Annotated in this window: 16 protein-coding genes and 1 riboswitch; of the genes, 13 read left to right on the top strand and 3 right to left on the bottom strand. The window is 67.6% G+C overall.

Translation table 11 applies throughout. The features are described from left to right. The first annotated feature begins 76 nt into the window (after positions 1–76). The 6 genes from AC3WOH_RS18220 (at position 77) to AC3WOH_RS18195 (ending at position 6,053) form a co-directional block, all read left to right on the top strand. Complete coding sequence (locus AC3WOH_RS18220; RefSeq protein ID WP_492230727.1) at positions 77–1,168, top strand: DUF2855 family protein; 1,092 nt, start codon at positions 77–79, stop codon at positions 1,166–1,168. Positions 1,169–1,183: 15 nt separating this feature from the next. Next, positions 1,184–1,261: riboswitch (S-adenosyl-L-homocysteine riboswitch) on the top strand. Between the two features lie 79 nt (positions 1,262–1,340). After that, positions 1,341–2,774, top strand: a complete 1,434-nt coding sequence (ahcY, locus tag AC3WOH_RS18215) for an adenosylhomocysteinase (RefSeq protein ID WP_492230726.1) — start codon at positions 1,341–1,343, stop codon at positions 2,772–2,774. A gap of 97 nt (positions 2,775–2,871) precedes the next feature. Further along, positions 2,872–3,873: a TlyA family RNA methyltransferase gene (locus tag AC3WOH_RS18210; protein ID WP_492230725.1), complete on the top strand. Its 1,002-nt coding sequence runs from the start codon at positions 2,872–2,874 to the stop codon at positions 3,871–3,873. Next, positions 3,870–4,721, top strand: coding sequence for a methylenetetrahydrofolate reductase [NAD(P)H] (metF, locus tag AC3WOH_RS18205; protein WP_492230724.1), 852 nt, complete (start codon positions 3,870–3,872; stop codon positions 4,719–4,721). Before AC3WOH_RS18210 ends, metF begins: the two co-directional genes overlap by 4 nt. A gap of 53 nt (positions 4,722–4,774) precedes the next feature. After that, positions 4,775–5,386, top strand: coding sequence for a hypothetical protein (locus AC3WOH_RS18200; RefSeq protein WP_492230723.1), 612 nt, complete (start codon positions 4,775–4,777; stop codon positions 5,384–5,386). A 76-nt stretch (positions 5,387–5,462) separates the two neighbouring features. Then, a complete protein-coding gene (locus AC3WOH_RS18195; RefSeq protein WP_492230722.1) occupies positions 5,463–6,053 on the top strand; it encodes a septal ring lytic transglycosylase RlpA family protein in 591 nt (196 codons plus the stop codon). Between the two features lie 15 nt (positions 6,054–6,068). Here the strand turns inward: AC3WOH_RS18195 and AC3WOH_RS18190 are convergent, their stop codons facing one another. Beyond that, positions 6,069–6,956 carry a 23S rRNA (adenine(2030)-N(6))-methyltransferase RlmJ gene (locus tag AC3WOH_RS18190; RefSeq protein WP_492230721.1) on the bottom strand — a complete coding sequence of 296 codons (888 nt, stop codon included), beginning with the start codon at positions 6,954–6,956 and terminating at the stop codon, positions 6,069–6,071. Between the two features lie 288 nt (positions 6,957–7,244). Here AC3WOH_RS18190 and AC3WOH_RS18185 point away from each other — a divergent pair, with 288 nt between their 5' ends. The 7 genes from AC3WOH_RS18185 to mdtD all read left to right on the top strand — a co-directional run bounded on the left by AC3WOH_RS18185 (position 7,245) and on the right by mdtD (position 13,466). Then, on the top strand, positions 7,245–9,134 hold the full coding sequence (locus AC3WOH_RS18185; protein WP_492230720.1) for a serine/threonine protein kinase: 1,890 nt from the start codon (positions 7,245–7,247) through the stop codon (positions 9,132–9,134). 216 nt (positions 9,135–9,350) lie between these two features. Continuing rightward, complete coding sequence (gene rplM / locus AC3WOH_RS18180) at positions 9,351–9,782, top strand: 50S ribosomal protein L13 (protein ID WP_026437700.1); 432 nt, start codon at positions 9,351–9,353, stop codon at positions 9,780–9,782. 11 nt (positions 9,783–9,793) lie between these two features. Beyond that, positions 9,794–10,186 (top strand): 30S ribosomal protein S9, encoded by a 393-nt coding sequence (gene rpsI, locus AC3WOH_RS18175; RefSeq protein ID WP_184857171.1) that lies wholly within the window; start codon positions 9,794–9,796, stop codon positions 10,184–10,186. Between the two features lie 80 nt (positions 10,187–10,266). Next, entirely contained in the window at positions 10,267–10,980 is a 714-nt protein-coding gene (locus tag AC3WOH_RS18170) for a DUF6776 family protein (RefSeq protein ID WP_492230719.1), read from the top strand. Positions 10,981–11,117: 137 nt separating this feature from the next. Then, the gene (locus AC3WOH_RS18165) at positions 11,118–11,543 is read left to right on the top strand and encodes a bactofilin family protein (RefSeq protein WP_492230717.1); all 426 of its coding nucleotides are present in this window, start codon (positions 11,118–11,120) and stop codon (positions 11,541–11,543) included. A 34-nt stretch (positions 11,544–11,577) separates the two neighbouring features. After that, positions 11,578–11,943 carry an iron-sulfur cluster insertion protein ErpA gene (gene erpA, locus AC3WOH_RS18160; RefSeq protein ID WP_007856958.1) on the top strand — a complete coding sequence of 122 codons (366 nt, stop codon included), beginning with the start codon at positions 11,578–11,580 and terminating at the stop codon, positions 11,941–11,943. Between the two features lie 101 nt (positions 11,944–12,044). Beyond that, positions 12,045–13,466 carry a multidrug transporter subunit MdtD gene (mdtD, locus tag AC3WOH_RS18155; protein ID WP_492230716.1) on the top strand — a complete coding sequence of 474 codons (1,422 nt, stop codon included), beginning with the start codon at positions 12,045–12,047 and terminating at the stop codon, positions 13,464–13,466. Between the two features lie 7 nt (positions 13,467–13,473). Here mdtD and AC3WOH_RS18150 read toward each other — a convergent pair whose 3' ends face one another. Further along, complete coding sequence (locus AC3WOH_RS18150) at positions 13,474–14,583, bottom strand: anhydro-N-acetylmuramic acid kinase (protein WP_492230715.1); 1,110 nt, start codon at positions 14,581–14,583, stop codon at positions 13,474–13,476. 17 nt (positions 14,584–14,600) lie between these two features. Then, positions 14,601–15,959 carry a M23 family metallopeptidase gene (locus tag AC3WOH_RS18145; RefSeq protein ID WP_184857176.1) on the bottom strand — a complete coding sequence of 453 codons (1,359 nt, stop codon included), beginning with the start codon at positions 15,957–15,959 and terminating at the stop codon, positions 14,601–14,603. Between the last annotated feature and the right edge of the window lie 41 nt (positions 15,960–16,000).

Below are 16,000 nucleotides of genomic sequence, written 5' to 3'. Positions count from 1 at the left end.
GTTTCCGAACCCGCAGCCGGGCAGGGCGCCATACAGTGGCTGCAGCGCATATCCACCACCGAACCGGAGACATCCCATGACCATGCAGACCCGCCTGTTGACCGACAAGAATGCATTGAATCACACCCGCACCGAGCAGTTGCCCCTGGCGCCGCTGCAGCCCGGTGAGGCCATTTTGCGCGTGGATCGCGTGGCCGTGACCACCAACAACATCACCTACGCGGCCTTCGGCGATGCCATGCGTTACTGGGACTTCTTTCCCACCGGCGAAGCGGGCTGGGGCCACATGCCGGTGTGGGGCTTTGCCGAGGTGATCGCCTCCGATGTCGAGGGCGTGGCCGTGGGCGAGCGCTTCTACGGCTACTGGCCCATCGCCAGCCACCTGCGCATGCAGCCCGTGCGCGTGACGGCGCGCGGCTTCTACGACGGCGCGGAGCACCGCCAGGGCCTGACCTCGGCCTACAACCAGTACACGCGCACCAGCGCCGACCCGGCCTACCGTGCCGCAGACGAGAACTGGCAGATGCTGGTGCGGCCGCTGTTCATCACCTCCTTCATGCTCGCCGACTTCCTGGCGGACAACCACTTCTTCGGCGCCCGGCGGCTGGTGTTCTCCAGCGCATCGAGCAAGACCGCCTTCGGCACGGCGTTCTGCCTGGCGCAGGAGGGCGGTATCGAGCGCGTGGCACTGACGTCCGAACGCAACCGTGCCTTTGTGCAGGGCCTGGGCTGCTATGAGCGTACCGTCGCCTATGGCGAACTGGAGGCGCTGGAGACGACCGTGCCCACGCTGTATGTGGATTTTTCGGGCGATGAGGACCTGCGTGCACGCGTGCACCACCACCTGGGCGCTGCGCTGGTCTACGACTGCTATGCCGGCTCGGCGCAGAACACGCAGTTCCTGCGCGATGCCGCCTTGCCCGGGCCCGCTCCGGCGTTCTACTTCGCGCCCGTGCAGATCAAGAAGCGCAATGCCGACTGGGGCCCGGAAGTGGTGAACCAGAAGTTCAACGCCGCGCAGCGCGCCTTCATCGAGCGCATCAGCGACCCGCGCCAGCCCTGGATGCGGGTGCACGAGCACCAGGGCTTTGCCGCGGCGCAGACCCTGGTGGATGACCTGCACGCGGGCCGCATCGACCCGCAGGCAGGCCATGTGGTGCTTCTGTAGCCTTATAATGCGCGCATCCGAGGAGCGTTGCAGCGTCCCCAGCACTGGCGGGGCGTGAGGCTCGGAGTCATCTAGCAACGACGCTCATCCACTTCTCGTGTGGTGAGTGAGCCTACCGTCTCATCCCCCGCGCTGAATGTGGTCTTTCAATCATGCTTTGGAGCACACCACCATGAACGCACGCGTCAACGCCCCGGTCAACACCGACTGCATCATTGCCGACATCGGCCTGGCCGAATGGGGCCGCAAGGAAATCCGCATCGCCGAAACCGAGATGCCTGGCCTGATGGCCATCCGCGAGGAATTCGCCGCCGGCCAGCCCCTGATGGGCGCCCGCATCACCGGCTCGCTGCACATGACCATCCAGACGGCCGTGCTGATCGAGACCCTCAAGGCCCTGGGCGCCGATGTGCGCTGGGCTTCGTGCAACATCTTCTCCACGCAGGACCACGCTGCCGCCGCCATTGCCGCTGGCGGCACGCCGGTGTTCGCCGTCAAGGGCGAGTCGCTGGAAGAGTACTGGGACTACACGCACCGCATCTTCGAATTCGGCGCCAAGGGCGCTGCCGGCGAAGGCCCCAACATGATCCTGGACGACGGCGGCGATGCCACGCTGCTGATGCACCTGGGCCAGCGCGCCGAGAAGGACCTGTCCGTGGTGGCCAACCCCGGCAGCGAGGAAGAGCGCATCCTGTTCGCGGCCATCAAGGCCAAGATCGCGCAGGACCCCACCTGGTACACGCGCAAGTCGGCCGAGATCATCGGCGTGACCGAGGAAACCACCACCGGCGTGCACCGCCTCAACGAAATGTCCGCCAAGGGCACGCTGCTGTTCCGCGCCATCAACGTGAACGACTCGGTGACCAAGAGCAAGTTCGACAACCTCTACGGCTGCCGTGAGTCGCTGGTGGACGGCATCAAGCGCGCCACCGACGTGATGATCGCCGGCAAGATCGCCGTGGTGGCCGGTTACGGTGACGTGGGCAAGGGCTGCGCCCAGGCGCTGGCCGCCCTGCGCGCCCAGGTCTGGGTGACCGAGATCGACCCCATCAACGCCCTGCAGGCCGCGATGGAAGGCTACAAGGTCGTGACCATGGAATACGCCGCCGACAAGGCCGACATCTTCGTCACCACCACCGGCAACAAGGATGTGATCCGCCACGAGCACATGGTGGCCATGAAGAACGAAGCCATCGTCTGCAACATCGGCCACTTCGACAACGAGATCGACGTCGCGTCGATCGAGAAGTACCAGTGGGAAGAGGTCAAGCCCCAGGTGGACCATGTGATCTTCCCCGACGGCAAGCGCATCACGCTGCTGGCCAAGGGCCGTCTGGTGAACCTGGGCTGCGCCACGGGCCACCCGAGCTTCGTGATGTCCAGCTCCTTTGCCAACCAGACCATTGCGCAGATCGAGCTGTTCACCAAGCAGGATGCCTACCAGGCCGGCAAGGTCTACGTGCTGCCCAAGGTGCTGGATGAGAAGGTCGCGCGCCTGCACCTCAAGAAGGTCGGCGCCCAGCTCACCGAGTTGACGGATGTGCAGGCCGCCTACATCGGCGTGAACAAGTCGGGCCCCTACAAGCCCGACACCTACCGCTACTGATCGGTAGTCGGTGCCCGTGCCCTGGTGGCACGGGACAGGCGCGCCCTGGCGGGCGCGCCTTCCATGGCCTTCAGACGTAAGAGTGAGTGACTGACGCATGCGCGCAGATGTATTTTTGGTGGAATCCGGCCACGCGACGACCCGCTCGCAGGCGCAGCGCCTGATTGCGGCCGGGGTCGAATGGCGCCTGTCGCCGCTGTCGCCCTGGCAGAAGGTCGCCAAGAACGGCGACGAGATCCCGTCCGTGGCCGAACTGCGCTTGCTCGACGCTGCCGAGGCGAAGTACCTCTCGCGCGGTGGTCTCAAGCTCGAAGGGGCGTTGGCGGCCACGCAGCTGTCTCCGAAGGGGCTGCGCTGCCTGGACGTGGGCCAGAGCACCGGCGGTTTCACCGACTGCCTGCTGCAGCACGGGGCGGCCCAGGTGATCGGCGTGGACGTGGGCCACGGCCAACTGCACGAGCGGCTGCGCAACGACCCGCGCGTGGTCGGCGTGGAAGGGCTCAACGCCCGCGCCATGACCGCCGAATCGCTGCAGGAAGGCTGCGAGGAAGCCTTGTCCGAGCATGTGGAAACCGAGGTCGAGGACAACGACACCCAGCCCGTGGCGCCCTATGCCTGGATGCGCAATGGCGGCGAAGTGGGAGACGAGTACGACGACAGCGACGATGCCAAGGAGCAGGACGTGGAGGCCTTCAAGGCCGAGCGTGTAGCCAAGGCACGCGCGCGGGCCGAGGGCACCGTGCCCACGGAGCGCCGCCGCCGCGCCGGGCGCGAAGACGTGGACATCACGCCCGCGTTCGACCTGGTCACCGGGGATTTGTCCTTCATCTCGCTCACGCTCGTTCTGCCCGCACTGGTGCCGCTGATGAAGCCTGGCAGCGCCCTGCTGATGCTGGTCAAGCCGCAGTTCGAGCTGCAGCCCGGCCAGGTGGGCAAGGGCGGCATCGTGCGCGACGAGTCCCTGTACGCGGTGGTCGAGCAGCGCATCCGCGACTGCTGCGCCGAACTGGGCCTTTCCGTGCAGTCCTGGCTGGACAGCCCCATCAGCGGTGGCGATGGCAACCGCGAGTTCTTTGTTTTTGCAAGGAGGGCCGCATGAATGCAGCCAAGGCGCAGGCCACCGGTTTTCCGGTGAGCCTCGAATTCTTTCCGCCCAAGACAGCTGCGGGCGCCGACAAGCTGCGCGCCGAGCGCCAGCAGCTGTATGCGCTGAACCCCGAGTTCTGCTCCGTCACCTATGGTGCGGGCGGTTCCACGCAGGAGGGCACCTTCAGCACCGTGCGCGAGATCCTGGCCGAGGGTGTGCCTGCGGCCTCGCATTTCTCGTGCATCGGCGCCACGCGTGAATCGGTGCGCACGCAGCTGGCCGAGCTCAAGGCCATGGGCGTCAAGCGCCTGGTGGCGCTGCGCGGCGACCTGCCCAGTGGCTACGGCGCGGGCGGCGAGTTCCAGTACGCGAGCGACCTGGTGGCCTTCATCCGCGCCGAGACCGGGCGCGACTTCCACATCGAGGTGGCGGCCTACCCCGAGGTGCACCCCCAGGCCCGCTCGCCCGAATCGGACCTCCGGGCCTACCTGGCCAAGGTCCAGGCCGGGGCCGACGTGGCCATCACCCAGTATTTCTACAACGCGGACTCGTATTTCCGCTTTGTCGACGATGCGCAGGCCCTGGGCGCCGGCATCCCGGTGGTGCCCGGCATCATGCCCATCACCAGTTCCACCCAGCTGATGCGCTTTTCGGACGCCTGTGGCGCCGAGATCCCGCGCTGGATCCGCTTGCGCCTGCAGGCCTTTGGCGACGATACGGCCAGCATCAAGGCCTTTGGCCTCGATGTGGTGACGGATTTGTGCGACCGGCTGCGCAGTGCCGGCGTGCCGGCGCTGCACTTCTACACCATGAACCAGAGCGCTGCCACCCTGGAAATTTGCCGCCGCCTGGTGCTGTGAGTGGTGTCCAACGGTAATATTCACACCCTTTGTTTCATTTTTTCTGGTGCGCCATGAAGGTTGTATTTGCCGTGATGCTGGTCCTGCTGGGGGCCCTGGGTGTGTCGAGCGTGGGCGCGCAGACGCGCTACCACTGCCGCGATGCCAACGGGAACAACTATTCCCTGTCCCGCCCTTGTCTGGAAGGCAGCACCACCCGGACGATTGAAGCCGGGCCCTCGCAGCCGTCCTACTCCTACAGCCAGCCTTCCCGTCCCACGACGGTGCGCACGGCCCCGAGCGAGCCGGACCACTACAGCTACATGAGCGGGCGCTGCCGTTCGCTGGACGAGAACATCCGCAATGCCTATTCGCGCAAGATCGCGCCGGACGTGGTGCAGGGCATGCGCAACGAATACCGCCGCGACTGCGCCCAGGAGGAGCAGGACGCTTCCGATCGCTTCTATCGGGAGCGGCGCGATGGAGACCGGCAGCGCCGCGAGGAGGAGCGATCCGCCCAGATGGCGGCCCAGTCGGCCAGCGAAATGGACGCCCGCAAAGCCCAGCAATGCGCCGAGTCGCAGCGCATCCTGAACAGCAAGAAAGCCCGCACGGACCTCACGGAGGGCGAGCGAGCGGACCTGAAGCGTTTTGAAGAGGCGTTTCTTGCGCGCTGCAAGCGCTGATCTTTCGCGGGGAATTGCCTGCGCGGTGCTGGCCTGCCTGCTGGGGTGGCCCGTCGCGTGGGCTGAGGAAGTGGGTTTGCGCCTGGATGGCGCCACGGGCAGCGACCTCAAGGTACCGCCGGATCCGGCCGAGACCCTGCCATTGCGCCCGGGGTCGGTCGGGGCGCAAGGGCTGTCCCGCCCCAGCCTGACGGCGGAGGCCGCGGACATGGAAGAAGACGAAGACGACGGCGCCGACGAGGGCCCCCTGGAGACGGGCCTGGCCTCCTGGTATGGCCAGCGCTTCCATCGGCGGCGCACGGCCAGCGGCGAACTCTTCGACATGAACGCCATGACGGCGGCGCACCGCACGCTGGCCTTCGGCACCCGCATCTGCGTGCGCGACCGGGAAACCGGCAGGGGCGTGGTGGTGCGGGTCAACGACCGGGGTCCGCATGTGGCCAACCGCATCGTGGACCTGAGCCGCGGTGCGGCCGTGGCCCTGGGGGTGCAAGGGGGGCTCAAGCCCGTGGACGTATTCCCTCTGGGGGCCGATGCCGTGACCTGTCCACCCGCGCCCCTGAACAACCTGCCCCAGCGCTTTGCACTGCCCGAGGCCCGTGAGGCGCAGGCACCCGCGGCCAGTGGTCGCCGCACCGGTGCCCCGCGCCTGCTGCGCGCCCCCTGAGGGGCAGCGCGCGGGTTATCCGCCGGACTCCAGCGTGTGGGTGGCGTTGCGGTCCTGTGCCAGCAGCTCGGCCATCTGGGGCAGGGCTTCCTTGAGTGCCGCCTTGAGCGTGAAGGGCGGGTTGATCAGGAACATGCCGCTGGCCGGCAGGCCGGGCCGCTTGGCTTCGCCGCTGGCGGTCTCGCCCATCTTGCTGGACTTGACGGTCAGCGTGGCATGCAGCCAGCCCTTGCCCGCCTTGGTGGCCAGGGTCTTCAGGCGGCGCGGCAGGTCATGGGCTTCCGGGCGCGGGATGATCGGGTACCAGAAGGCATAGGTGCCGGTGGCAAAACGCTTGAGCGAATCCGCCGCCATGTCGAGCACCTTGGCGTAGTCGTTCTTCATTTCGTAGCTGGGGTCGCACAGCACCAGGGCACGGCGGGCCGGTGGGGGCAGGAACTTCTTGAGGCCTTCGAATCCGTCCTCGTGCAGCACCGCCACCTGGCGCCCCGCTTCGAGCTGGGCCACATTGCCGGCCAGCGCGCGCAGGTCGGTGGGGTGCAGCTCGAACAGCTTGAGCTTGTCGTGGTCGCGCAGCAGGCGCTGCATGATGAAGGGCGAGCCGGGGTAGACGCGCGTGGCCGCGCCCTGGTTGAAGGCGCGCACCATGTCGACATAGGCTTGCAGGGCGGGCTTGAGTGCAGGCGCATCGGGCGCGACCAGCCGGGCGATGCCGTCGGCCGCTTCGGCGCTGGTGCTGGCGTAGTCGCCATCCAGCCGGTACAGGCCGGCACCTGCATGGGTGTCCAGCACGGTCAGGGCCGCGTCTTTCTCGGTGAGGTACTGCAGGGTGGCAATCAGCACCGTGTGCTTGAGCACGTCGGCGTGGTTGCCTGCATGGAAGGCGTGGCGGTAACTGAACATGCCCCAATGGTAACGAGTGTCCGCTCCCGGACCACGATTTCGGGGCCATCAGACCGCACAACACCCGTCAATCAGGGCTTTCAGCCGCCACAGGTGGCACGGACAATGCAGGACAGGGCAGAATTGCGTGCTGGGAGGTTGCTGCGTGACGTTTTTGGCAGATATGTGGCTTTTTGTTTCAATGCCACCGGCTGTCATGCCTCATGATCGCTGGTGCCGCGGGGCGGCCCCTCGCAGCAGTTCCCTGGCCGCTGTTCCGGCGACCTCCCCGCCCAGCCTGTTCTCACAATGACCGAAACCTCTGTTCCTGCTCCTGCCAGCGCCGTCAGCCATGTCGATGCGCTGCCGCCTGGAACGCGGCTGGCCGAGTTCGAGATCCTGGCGCTGCTGGGCGTGGGTGGCTTCGGCATGGTCTACAAGGCCTTCGACCACTCGCTGCACCGGGCGGTGGCGATCAAGGAGTACATGCCATCGGCGCTGGCCGGGCGCGCCCAGGGGCAGTCCCTGTGGGTGCGCTCTTCGTCGGACCAGCAGACCTTCCATGCCGGCCTCGAATCCTTCGTGGGCGAGGCGCGCCTGCTGGCGCAGTTCGACCACCCCTCCCTGGTCAAGGTGTTTCGCTTCTGGGAGGCCAACAACACCGCCTACATGGTCATGCCGCTGTACTCGGGCATGACCTTCAAGCAGGCGCGCGCCCAGATGCGCACGCCGCCCACCGAGGAATGGTTGCGCAAGCTGCTGTGGTCGGTGCTGGGCGCCCTGCGCGTGCTGCACGAGGGCAAGACCCTGCACCGCGACATCTCGCCCGACAACATCTTCCTGCAGGACAGCGGTCCGCCGGTGCTGCTGGACCTGGGCGCGGCGCGCCATGCGATCAACGACAAGGACCACAAGCACACGGCCGTGCTCAAGGTGAACTACGCCCCCATCGAGCAGTACTCCGAAGGCGACGACGACCTGCGCCAGGGCCCCTGGAGCGACCTGTACTCGCTGGCGGCCGTGGTGCACGGCTGCCTGTGCAATGACACGCCCCTGCCGGCCACGCTGCGCTCCATCAAGGACCGCATGGTGCCGTTCGCTCGCGTGGCCAAGACCGTCAGGAAGCAGCTGGGGGTCGAGTATTCGCCGGCATTCGTGGCCGCGATCTCGCAGGCGCTCTCGCTCAAGCCGGAGGACCGGCCCCAGAGCATCGACGCCTTCCTGCAGCTGATGGAGATGACCACGCCGCCCGAGGGCGTGGAGCATTTCGACTTCCGCGCCGACCTGGGCGACATCTGGGTGGAGCCCGCCGACCAGCCCGGGCCCGGCCTGCTGACCCCGACCGTGGACGTGACGGCGGCGCCCGCCATCGTGGCCCAGATCGAAGCCCAGGCGAACAAGGCGCTGGAGGCGAAAACCGAAGAAGCCCCGGCCGAGGAATACCCCGACACCGTGCAGCGGGGCGCGGCCGACACCGTTTTCATGGACCCCGTCGATACCCAGGTCCTGGAGGTGCCCGTGCCCGGCGCAGAGCGCAAGGCGGCGCGCCATGGCCGTGGCGAGTCCAGTGGCGCGGCGGGCCGGGTGCGCGCCGCGCTCACCGAGTCCGAGCGCGCCAGCGCGGCCCTGGCGGCGCGTACCGGCCGCAGCCCGAACCGGATGCCGGTCTGGCTGGTGCTGGGGGCTGCGGGCCTGGCCGTGGCGGCCGCCGGGGTCTGGTGGTCGCAGGGCCGTGGCCAGAAGGCGGCACCGGTCGACGACATCATCACCGAGATGGCCGAGCCGGCGCCTGCGGCCTCCGAGGCGGTGGCCGTGCTGGTGCCGGCATCGGAACCCGCTCCCATGGCGGCGAGTGCGCCGCTCGTGCCGGCGGTGGCCGACCCCGCCTCGGCGGCTGCGCTCCCCAAGCCCGCGCCCAAGCCCAAGCGTGCCGTGGCGTCCGAGCCTGCGCCCGCGCCCGTCGTGGTCCACGAGGAGCCGCCCCCGCCGCCCCCGCCACCACCGCCGGTGGAGCGCCCCCGCCCCGCGCCGGTGCGCGTGCCATCGCCCCAGGAGGCGTGCGCCGACGCCAGCTTCCTGGCGCGCCCGATGTGCATCCACAACGAATGCCAGAAACCCTCCCAGGCGGGATCCGCTATTTGCGTGGAGAACAAGCGCCGCTACGAGGCCGAAGAGGCGCGCCGCCGCCAGTCGCCCTGAGCGGCCGTGGCGCGCCCTGGGCTGCGCGGCCGGTGACTGTGGCAGGGGTTTGGCGCCAACGCTTGCGCGCCTGGCCTGGTAATTCGTATAATCGAGGGCTTCGCAGCGCTTTTGTGGTCCCGCGGCGAGGAATTTCATGCCACCTAAGAGGCTTCCTACAGAGAAGCACCGACCGTGGAAAAGGACCCGCCAAACCCTCTTTTCGAGAGAAAACTCATGACTACCACTTTCAGCGCTAAGCCCGCTGAGGTCGTGCACGAGTGGTTTGTGATTGACGCGACCGACAAGGTCCTCGGACGAGTAGCCAGCGAAGTTGCTCTCCGTTTGCGCGGCAAACACAAGGCCATTTACACGCCTCACGTCGATACCGGTGACTTCATCGTCATCATCAACGCAGCCAAGCTCAAGGTCACCGGCACCAAGTCCCTGGACAAGGTGTACTACCGCCACTCGGGTTACCCCGGCGGCATCACGGCCACGAACTTCCGCGATCTGCAAGCCAAGCACCCCGGCCGCGCGCTGGAGAAGGCCGTCAAGGGCATGCTGCCCAAGGGTCCTCTGGGCTACGCAATGATCAAGAAACTCAAGGTGTATGGCGGTGCAGAGCATCCCCACACCGCCCAGCAGCCCAAGGCGCTGGAAATCTAAGGAGCCTTGAGATGATTGGTGAATGGAACAATGGCACCGGCCGTCGCAAGTCCAGCGTCGCCCGCGTGTTTCTGAAGAAGGGCACTGGCAAGATCACGGTGAACGGCAAGGACATCCAGTCCTACTTCGGCCGCGAAACCTCGATCATGATCGCCAAGCAGCCCCTGGTGCTGACCAACCATGTCGAAACCTTCGACGTGCAGGTCAACGTGCACGGTGGTGGTGAGTCCGGCCAGGCCGGCGCAACCCGCCACGGCATCACCCGCGCCCTGATCGACTACGACGCGACGCTCAAGCCCGCACTGAGCCAAGCCGGCTTCGTGACGCGCGATGCCCGCGAAGTGGAACGCAAGAAGGTCGGTCTGCACTCCGCACGCCGCGCCAAGCAGTTCTCCAAGCGTTAAGCCTGGTCTGCCTTGCAAAAAAACCGCCTTCGGGCGGTTTTTTCGTTTAAGGTGCGCTCTTCGTTTTTCTTCCTCCTTCCATGCGTTTGCGCCTTCTTCGCCGCCGGCTGACCATCAGCGCCCCCCGCGTGGCCATCCGCAGCGCCATGCCCTGGCCTGTGCGCTGGCTGCTGCTGGCCGTGGTCTTCGGGCTGTGCGCCGCCGTGGCGCTGTGGGCCTTCGAGTTCGGCAAGTCCATCGCGGGGCTCGATTCCGGTGCGCGCGAGGAACTGGTGCGCCTGCGCGGCGAGGTGGCGCGGCTGGTCGAGGAGACGCAGCGCCAGCACGCCGTCTCGCAGACGGCCGAGAGCATCCTCACCGCCGACCGGGCCACCCTGCAGACCCTGATGGCCCAGGTGCGGCAGCTCGAGGCCGAGAACCGCACGCTGCGCGAGGACCTCGGTTTCTTCGAGCGGCTCATTCCGGCCGGCTCCACCGAAGGTGTGGCCATCCGCGGCCTGCACGCCGAGACCGTGGGGGGCATGCAGCTGCGCTGGCAGGTGCTGGTGATCCAGGCGGCCCGCAATGCGCCGGAGTTCAATGGCCGGCTGGAACTGGTGCTCGCAGGCACGCAGGATGGCAAGCCCTGGACCCAGACCTTTCCCCAGGGCGCGGCGCTGCAGCTGCGCCAGTACCGGCGACTGGAGGGCTTGTTGACCTTGCCCGCCGATGCCGTGGTAAAAACCGTGACCGCGCGGGTGCTGGATGGCAGCAACCTGCGCACCTCCCAGACCATGGCCCTGGCGGCCGAATAGCCGCCGCCCCACCGCCAGCCACCGGGCTGCGGGTGGCAAGCCAGGGTTCTGCCTTTCATTTTTGCTGCGGATGGACGACTGCCTGCCGGCGCCCCTGGCGCGTGCGGGCCGCCATCCCTGACCCAGGAGTTTTGCCCATGTTTTCCCGCAAGAAGCAGCCCCCGATCAAGAGCCTGGTGGCCCATGGCACCCGCATCGACGGCAATGTGCTGTTCGGCGAGGGCATGCGCATCGACGGCGAGGTGGTGGGCGACATCCGCTCGGGCACCGAGCAGCCCAGCATCCTGGTGATCTCGGAGACCGCCCGGGTCGAGGGCGCCGTGCATGCCGACCATGTGATCGTCAACGGCACCGTGACCGGCCCGGTCCATGCGGCCGATCTGCTGGAGCTGCAGCCCAAGGCGCGCATCACGGGCAATGTGCACTACAAGGCGCTGGAGATGCACCAGGGCGCCATGATCACGGGCCAGATGTGCCCCCTGGCCGTGGTGGCCGACGAAAAGCCCCCACTGCAGTTGTCGTCAAAGCCGGCGGCCCCTGAATCTCCGACTGCTTTGCAGTAGTATTGGCGCAAACCCTGATAACGGAGTCCCACCCATGAGCGCAGTTGCCGAGAACATCCAGACCGAAATGCCCGCCCCCATCCTGTTCACCGACAGTGCGGCGGCGAAGGTGGCGGACCTGATCGCGGAAGAAGGCAACCCCGACCTCAAGCTGCGCGTTTTCGTGCAGGGTGGCGGCTGCTCGGGCTTCCAGTACGGCTTCACGTTCGACGAGATCACGAACGACGACGACACCACCATGACCAAGAATGGCGTGTCGCTGCTGATCGACGCCATGAGCTACCAGTACCTGGTGGGCGCAGAGATCGACTACAAGGAAGACCTGCAGGGCGCCCAATTCGTGATCAAGAACCCCAACGCCACGACCACCTGCGGTTGCGGTTCGAGCTTCTCCGCCTGAGGAATCCAGGCCGTGCCCACCACGGCCCAGGTCCACCCAGCAAGCCGCCTTCGGGCGGCTTTTCATTTGGGGCGTTCGATTCCCTCTTAGCCTGGCACCGCATGCAGCAAGAACCCTCGCGCAAAGTCCTCCTCTGGCTGGTGGCCGTCGGCTTCTTCATGCAGACGCTGGATGCCACCATCGTCAACACCGCGCTGCCCGCCATGGCCAAGAGCCTGGGCGAGAGCCCGCTGCAGATGCAGTCGGTGGTGGTGGCCTACTCGCTGGCCATGGCCATGCTGATCCCGGCCTCGGGCTGGCTGGCCGACCGCTTTGGCTCGCGCCGGGTCTTCTTCTCGGCCATCGTGCTGTTCGTGATCGGCTCGGTGTGCTGCGCCCTGGCGCAGAACCTGGCACAGCTGGTGGCGGCGCGCGTGGTGCAGGGCCTGGGCGGGGCGCTGCTGCTGCCCGTGGGCCGGCTGGTGGTGCTGCGCACCTTTCCGCGCGAGCAGTTCCTGCAGGCCATGAGCTTCGTGGCCATTCCCGGCCTCATCGGCCCGCTGATCGGGCCCACGCTCGGTGGCTGGCTGGTGGAGGCCGTGTCCTGGCACTGGATCTTTCTGATCAACGTGCCCGTGGGGCTGGTGGGCTGCATCGCCACGCTGCGCTACATGCCCGGCGAGCCTGTCACTTTCGTCACCCGCTTCGACCTGGCGGGCTACCTGATGCTGGCCTTCGGCATGGTGTCCCTGTCGCTGGCGCTCGACGGGCTGGCCAGCATGGGCCTGCGCCAGGCCAGCGTGCTGGTGCTCATGGTCTTCGGCCTGGCCAGCCTGGTCGCCTACTGGCTGCACGCGGCGCGCCGCGCCGACCCGCTGTTCTCTCCGCGTCTGTTCTCGGTGGACACCCTGCGCATCGGCCTCCTGGGCAACCTGTTCTCGCGCCTGGGCAGTTCCTGCATGCCCTTTCTGATCCCGCTCTTGATGCAGGTCACCATGGGCTACTCGCCCCTGCAGGCCGGCATGATGATGCTGCCGGTGGCCATTGCCGGCATGTCGATGAAGCGCTTCACCACGCCGCTGATCACGCGCTTCGGCTACCGCCAGGTGCTGGTGGGCAACACGCTGATGGTGGGCCTGGTGATGGCCAGCTTCGGCCTGGCCGACCCGGCCCAGCCGCTGTGGCTGCGCGTGCTGCAACTGGCGGTCTTCGGTGCCGTCAATTCGCTGCAGTTCACGGCCATGAACACCGTCACGCTCAAGGACCTGGACCACGCCATGGCCAGCAGCGGCAACAGCCTGCTGTCCATGGTGCAGATGCTGGCCATGGGCATGGGGGTGGCTGCGGCCGGTGCGGTGCTGGCGGCGTTCACCGCCTTCTTCCAGCCGCCGGATGCCGGGCACACGCTCTCGGCCTTCCAGTCCACCTTCGTCTGCATGGGGCTCATCACGGTGGCCTCGGCCGCCATCTTCTGGCAGCTCTCGCCCGAGGACCGGGCCAGCAGCAAGGCCGCGACCACGGCCGACGCCGCAGACCACGGCTGAAGGTGCTTCAGGCGGGGTAGAGGGCGCCCAGGATGCGCCCACCGGCCGCGCCGGTGACGCTGGCCAGGTTGCCCGGCTGTCCCCCGATGGCCTGGCGCGCCAGCCAGGCGAAGGCGGCGGCCTCGACCTGCAGTGCCGGTAGGCCCAGTGCGTCTGTGGCGATGACCTGGAGGGTGGGGCAGGCCGCTTGCAGGCGTGCCATCAGGTGGGTGTTGAGGGCGCCGCCACCACACACCGCCAGGGTCTGGGCGCCTGCGCCATGGCGCTGCACATCGGCGGCGCACGCGAGGGCCGTGAACTCCGTGAGCGTGGCCTGCACGTCCTGGGGGGCGCAGGCCGCAAAAGCGTCGAGCCGGGTGGCCAGCCACGCAGGATTGAACAGGTCGCGACCGGTGCTTTTGGGCGGCAGCTTGTGCAGGAACGGCTCCTGCCGCAGCAAGGCCAGCAGCTCGGGTAGCACCTGCCCGCTGGCGGCCCAGGCGCCGGCAGCGTCATAGGGCTGGCCGGTATGCAGCTGGCACCAATGGTCCATCAGCGCATTGCCGGGCCCGCAATCGAAGCCGCGCACCTGGCCATCGGCTGCGAGCACGCTGAGGTTGGAGATGCCGCCGATATTGAGCACCAGCACGGTTTCGCCCGCGCGGCCGAACACGCCGCGGTGGAAGGCCGGCACCAGCGGTGCACCCTGGCCACCCGCCGCCACGTCGCGGCTGCGGAAATCCGCCACCACGGCGATGCCCGTGCGCTCTGCCAGCAGGGCAGGGCTGTTGAGTTGCAGGGTGTAGCCCGTGCCGTCGAATTCCTGCGGCCGGTGGCGTACCGTCTGGCCATGGGCGCCGATGGCGCGGATGGCGCCGGGAGGCAGCCCGCTGCGTTCCAGCAGGGCGTGCACCACGCCGGCATAGGCACGGGCCAGGCCATTGCCGGCCAGGGCGGCGCGGTGCAGCTCGTCGCTGCCGGGGGTGTTCAGGGCCAGGAGTTCCGCGCGCAGTTCCTGGGTGAAGGGTGCGCTGGCATGGTGGCTCACCACCATGCGGCCTCTGGAGAAGTCTGCCAGCACCCCGTCGATTCCGTCGAGCGAGGTGCCGGACATCAGGCCGATGTACAGCTCGGACATGGCCGAAGGATGCTTGCTTACTCTGCGCTGGCCTGTTCGATCGACGCGGCGGCCGAGAGCTGGATGCGCATGGCCGATGCCAGGCGGTCGAAGGCGGGGCGGCCGGCCTTGGACACGGGGGCTGCGGCTTCGCTGGCGGCCACGATGGTCTGGGGATCCTGGTGCACGCCGTTCACGCGGAACTCGAAGTGCAGGTGCGGCCCGGTGGCCCAGCCCGTGGAGCCCACGGCGCCGATGGTCTGGCCCTGCTCGACCGACTGGCCCTGGCGCACGTCGATGCGGCTCAGGTGGGCGTAGACGGTGACATGCTGGTTGCGGTGCTTCACGAAGACCACGTTGCCGAAGCCGTTCTGCACGCCGGCGAACTCCACCACGCCGTCGCCCACAGTGCGCGCGGGCGTGCCCGTGGGGGCCGCGAAGTCGGTGCCCAGGTGGGCGCGCCAGGTCTTCAGGATGGGGTGCATGCGCATCTTGAAGCCGCTGGTCACGCGCGAGAACTCCACCGGGGAGGTCAGGTAGGCGCGGCGCATGCTTTCGCCATCCAGCGTGTAGTAGGCGCCCTTGGTGGCGTTGGCTTCCTGGAACCAGATGGCCTGGTGGGTCTTGTTGTTGTTGACGAACTCGGCGCTCAGCACGCGGCCGCTGCTCAGCGGCTCGCCATCGGCTTCCAGGGTCTCATAGACCACCGAGAAGCGATCGCCCTTGCGCAGCGAGCGGCGGAAATCGATGTTGCCCGAGAACAGCTCGGCCATCTGCACGGCCACGGCATCGGGGATGTTGGAGGCGTCGGTCGCGGCGAACAGCGAGCTGTTGATCACGCCACCGGCCAGGCGGCTGCTGGTCGTGAGCTTGGCCGTTTCGACGCGCGAGCTGAATTTTTCGCCCGTGCGCTCCACGATCAGGCGGCGGAAGTTGCCGCTGTCGTCCGGCACCCAGCGGGCCGTCAGGCGCACCAGGCGGTGATCATCGGTGGTCTCGGCCGACACGAAGCGGCCGGTGCGGCCCAGCATGTTCTGGCGCACGGTGTTGTCACCGCGCAGGAAGGCGGCGGCGGCCGGGTCGGCCACGCCCATGCGCTGCAACAGGGATTCAGGGGTGTCGCTGCTGCGCACCTGCTCGGAGCGGAACAGCGAGAAGCCGGGCGCGTCGAGCTGGCCCAGCACCAGGTTCTCGGCCAGCGATTCCACCGGGTAGTTGACCATGCGCACGGGCATGTCGGCCGGATCGGGCGCAAACGAGGCCACGGCAAACGCGCCGCCGCCGCCCGTGAGCAGCAGTGCTGCGATGGCGGCGGTGATGCGTTTGGGATGTTGTTGGATGCTCTGGGACAGTCGGTCTAGCAAAGCCGCGCTGGCGGTGGTCAAGCCGTGAATCAAAGGTCTATCCCCAGTATGAGAGTGGTCTCCTGGCACTTCCC

The sequence above is a fragment of the Acidovorax sp. FW305-C-20-28 genome, assembly GCF_058783375.1.
Note: the sequence above shows the minus strand (reverse complement) of the source record. Positions and strands in the feature narration are given on the sequence as shown.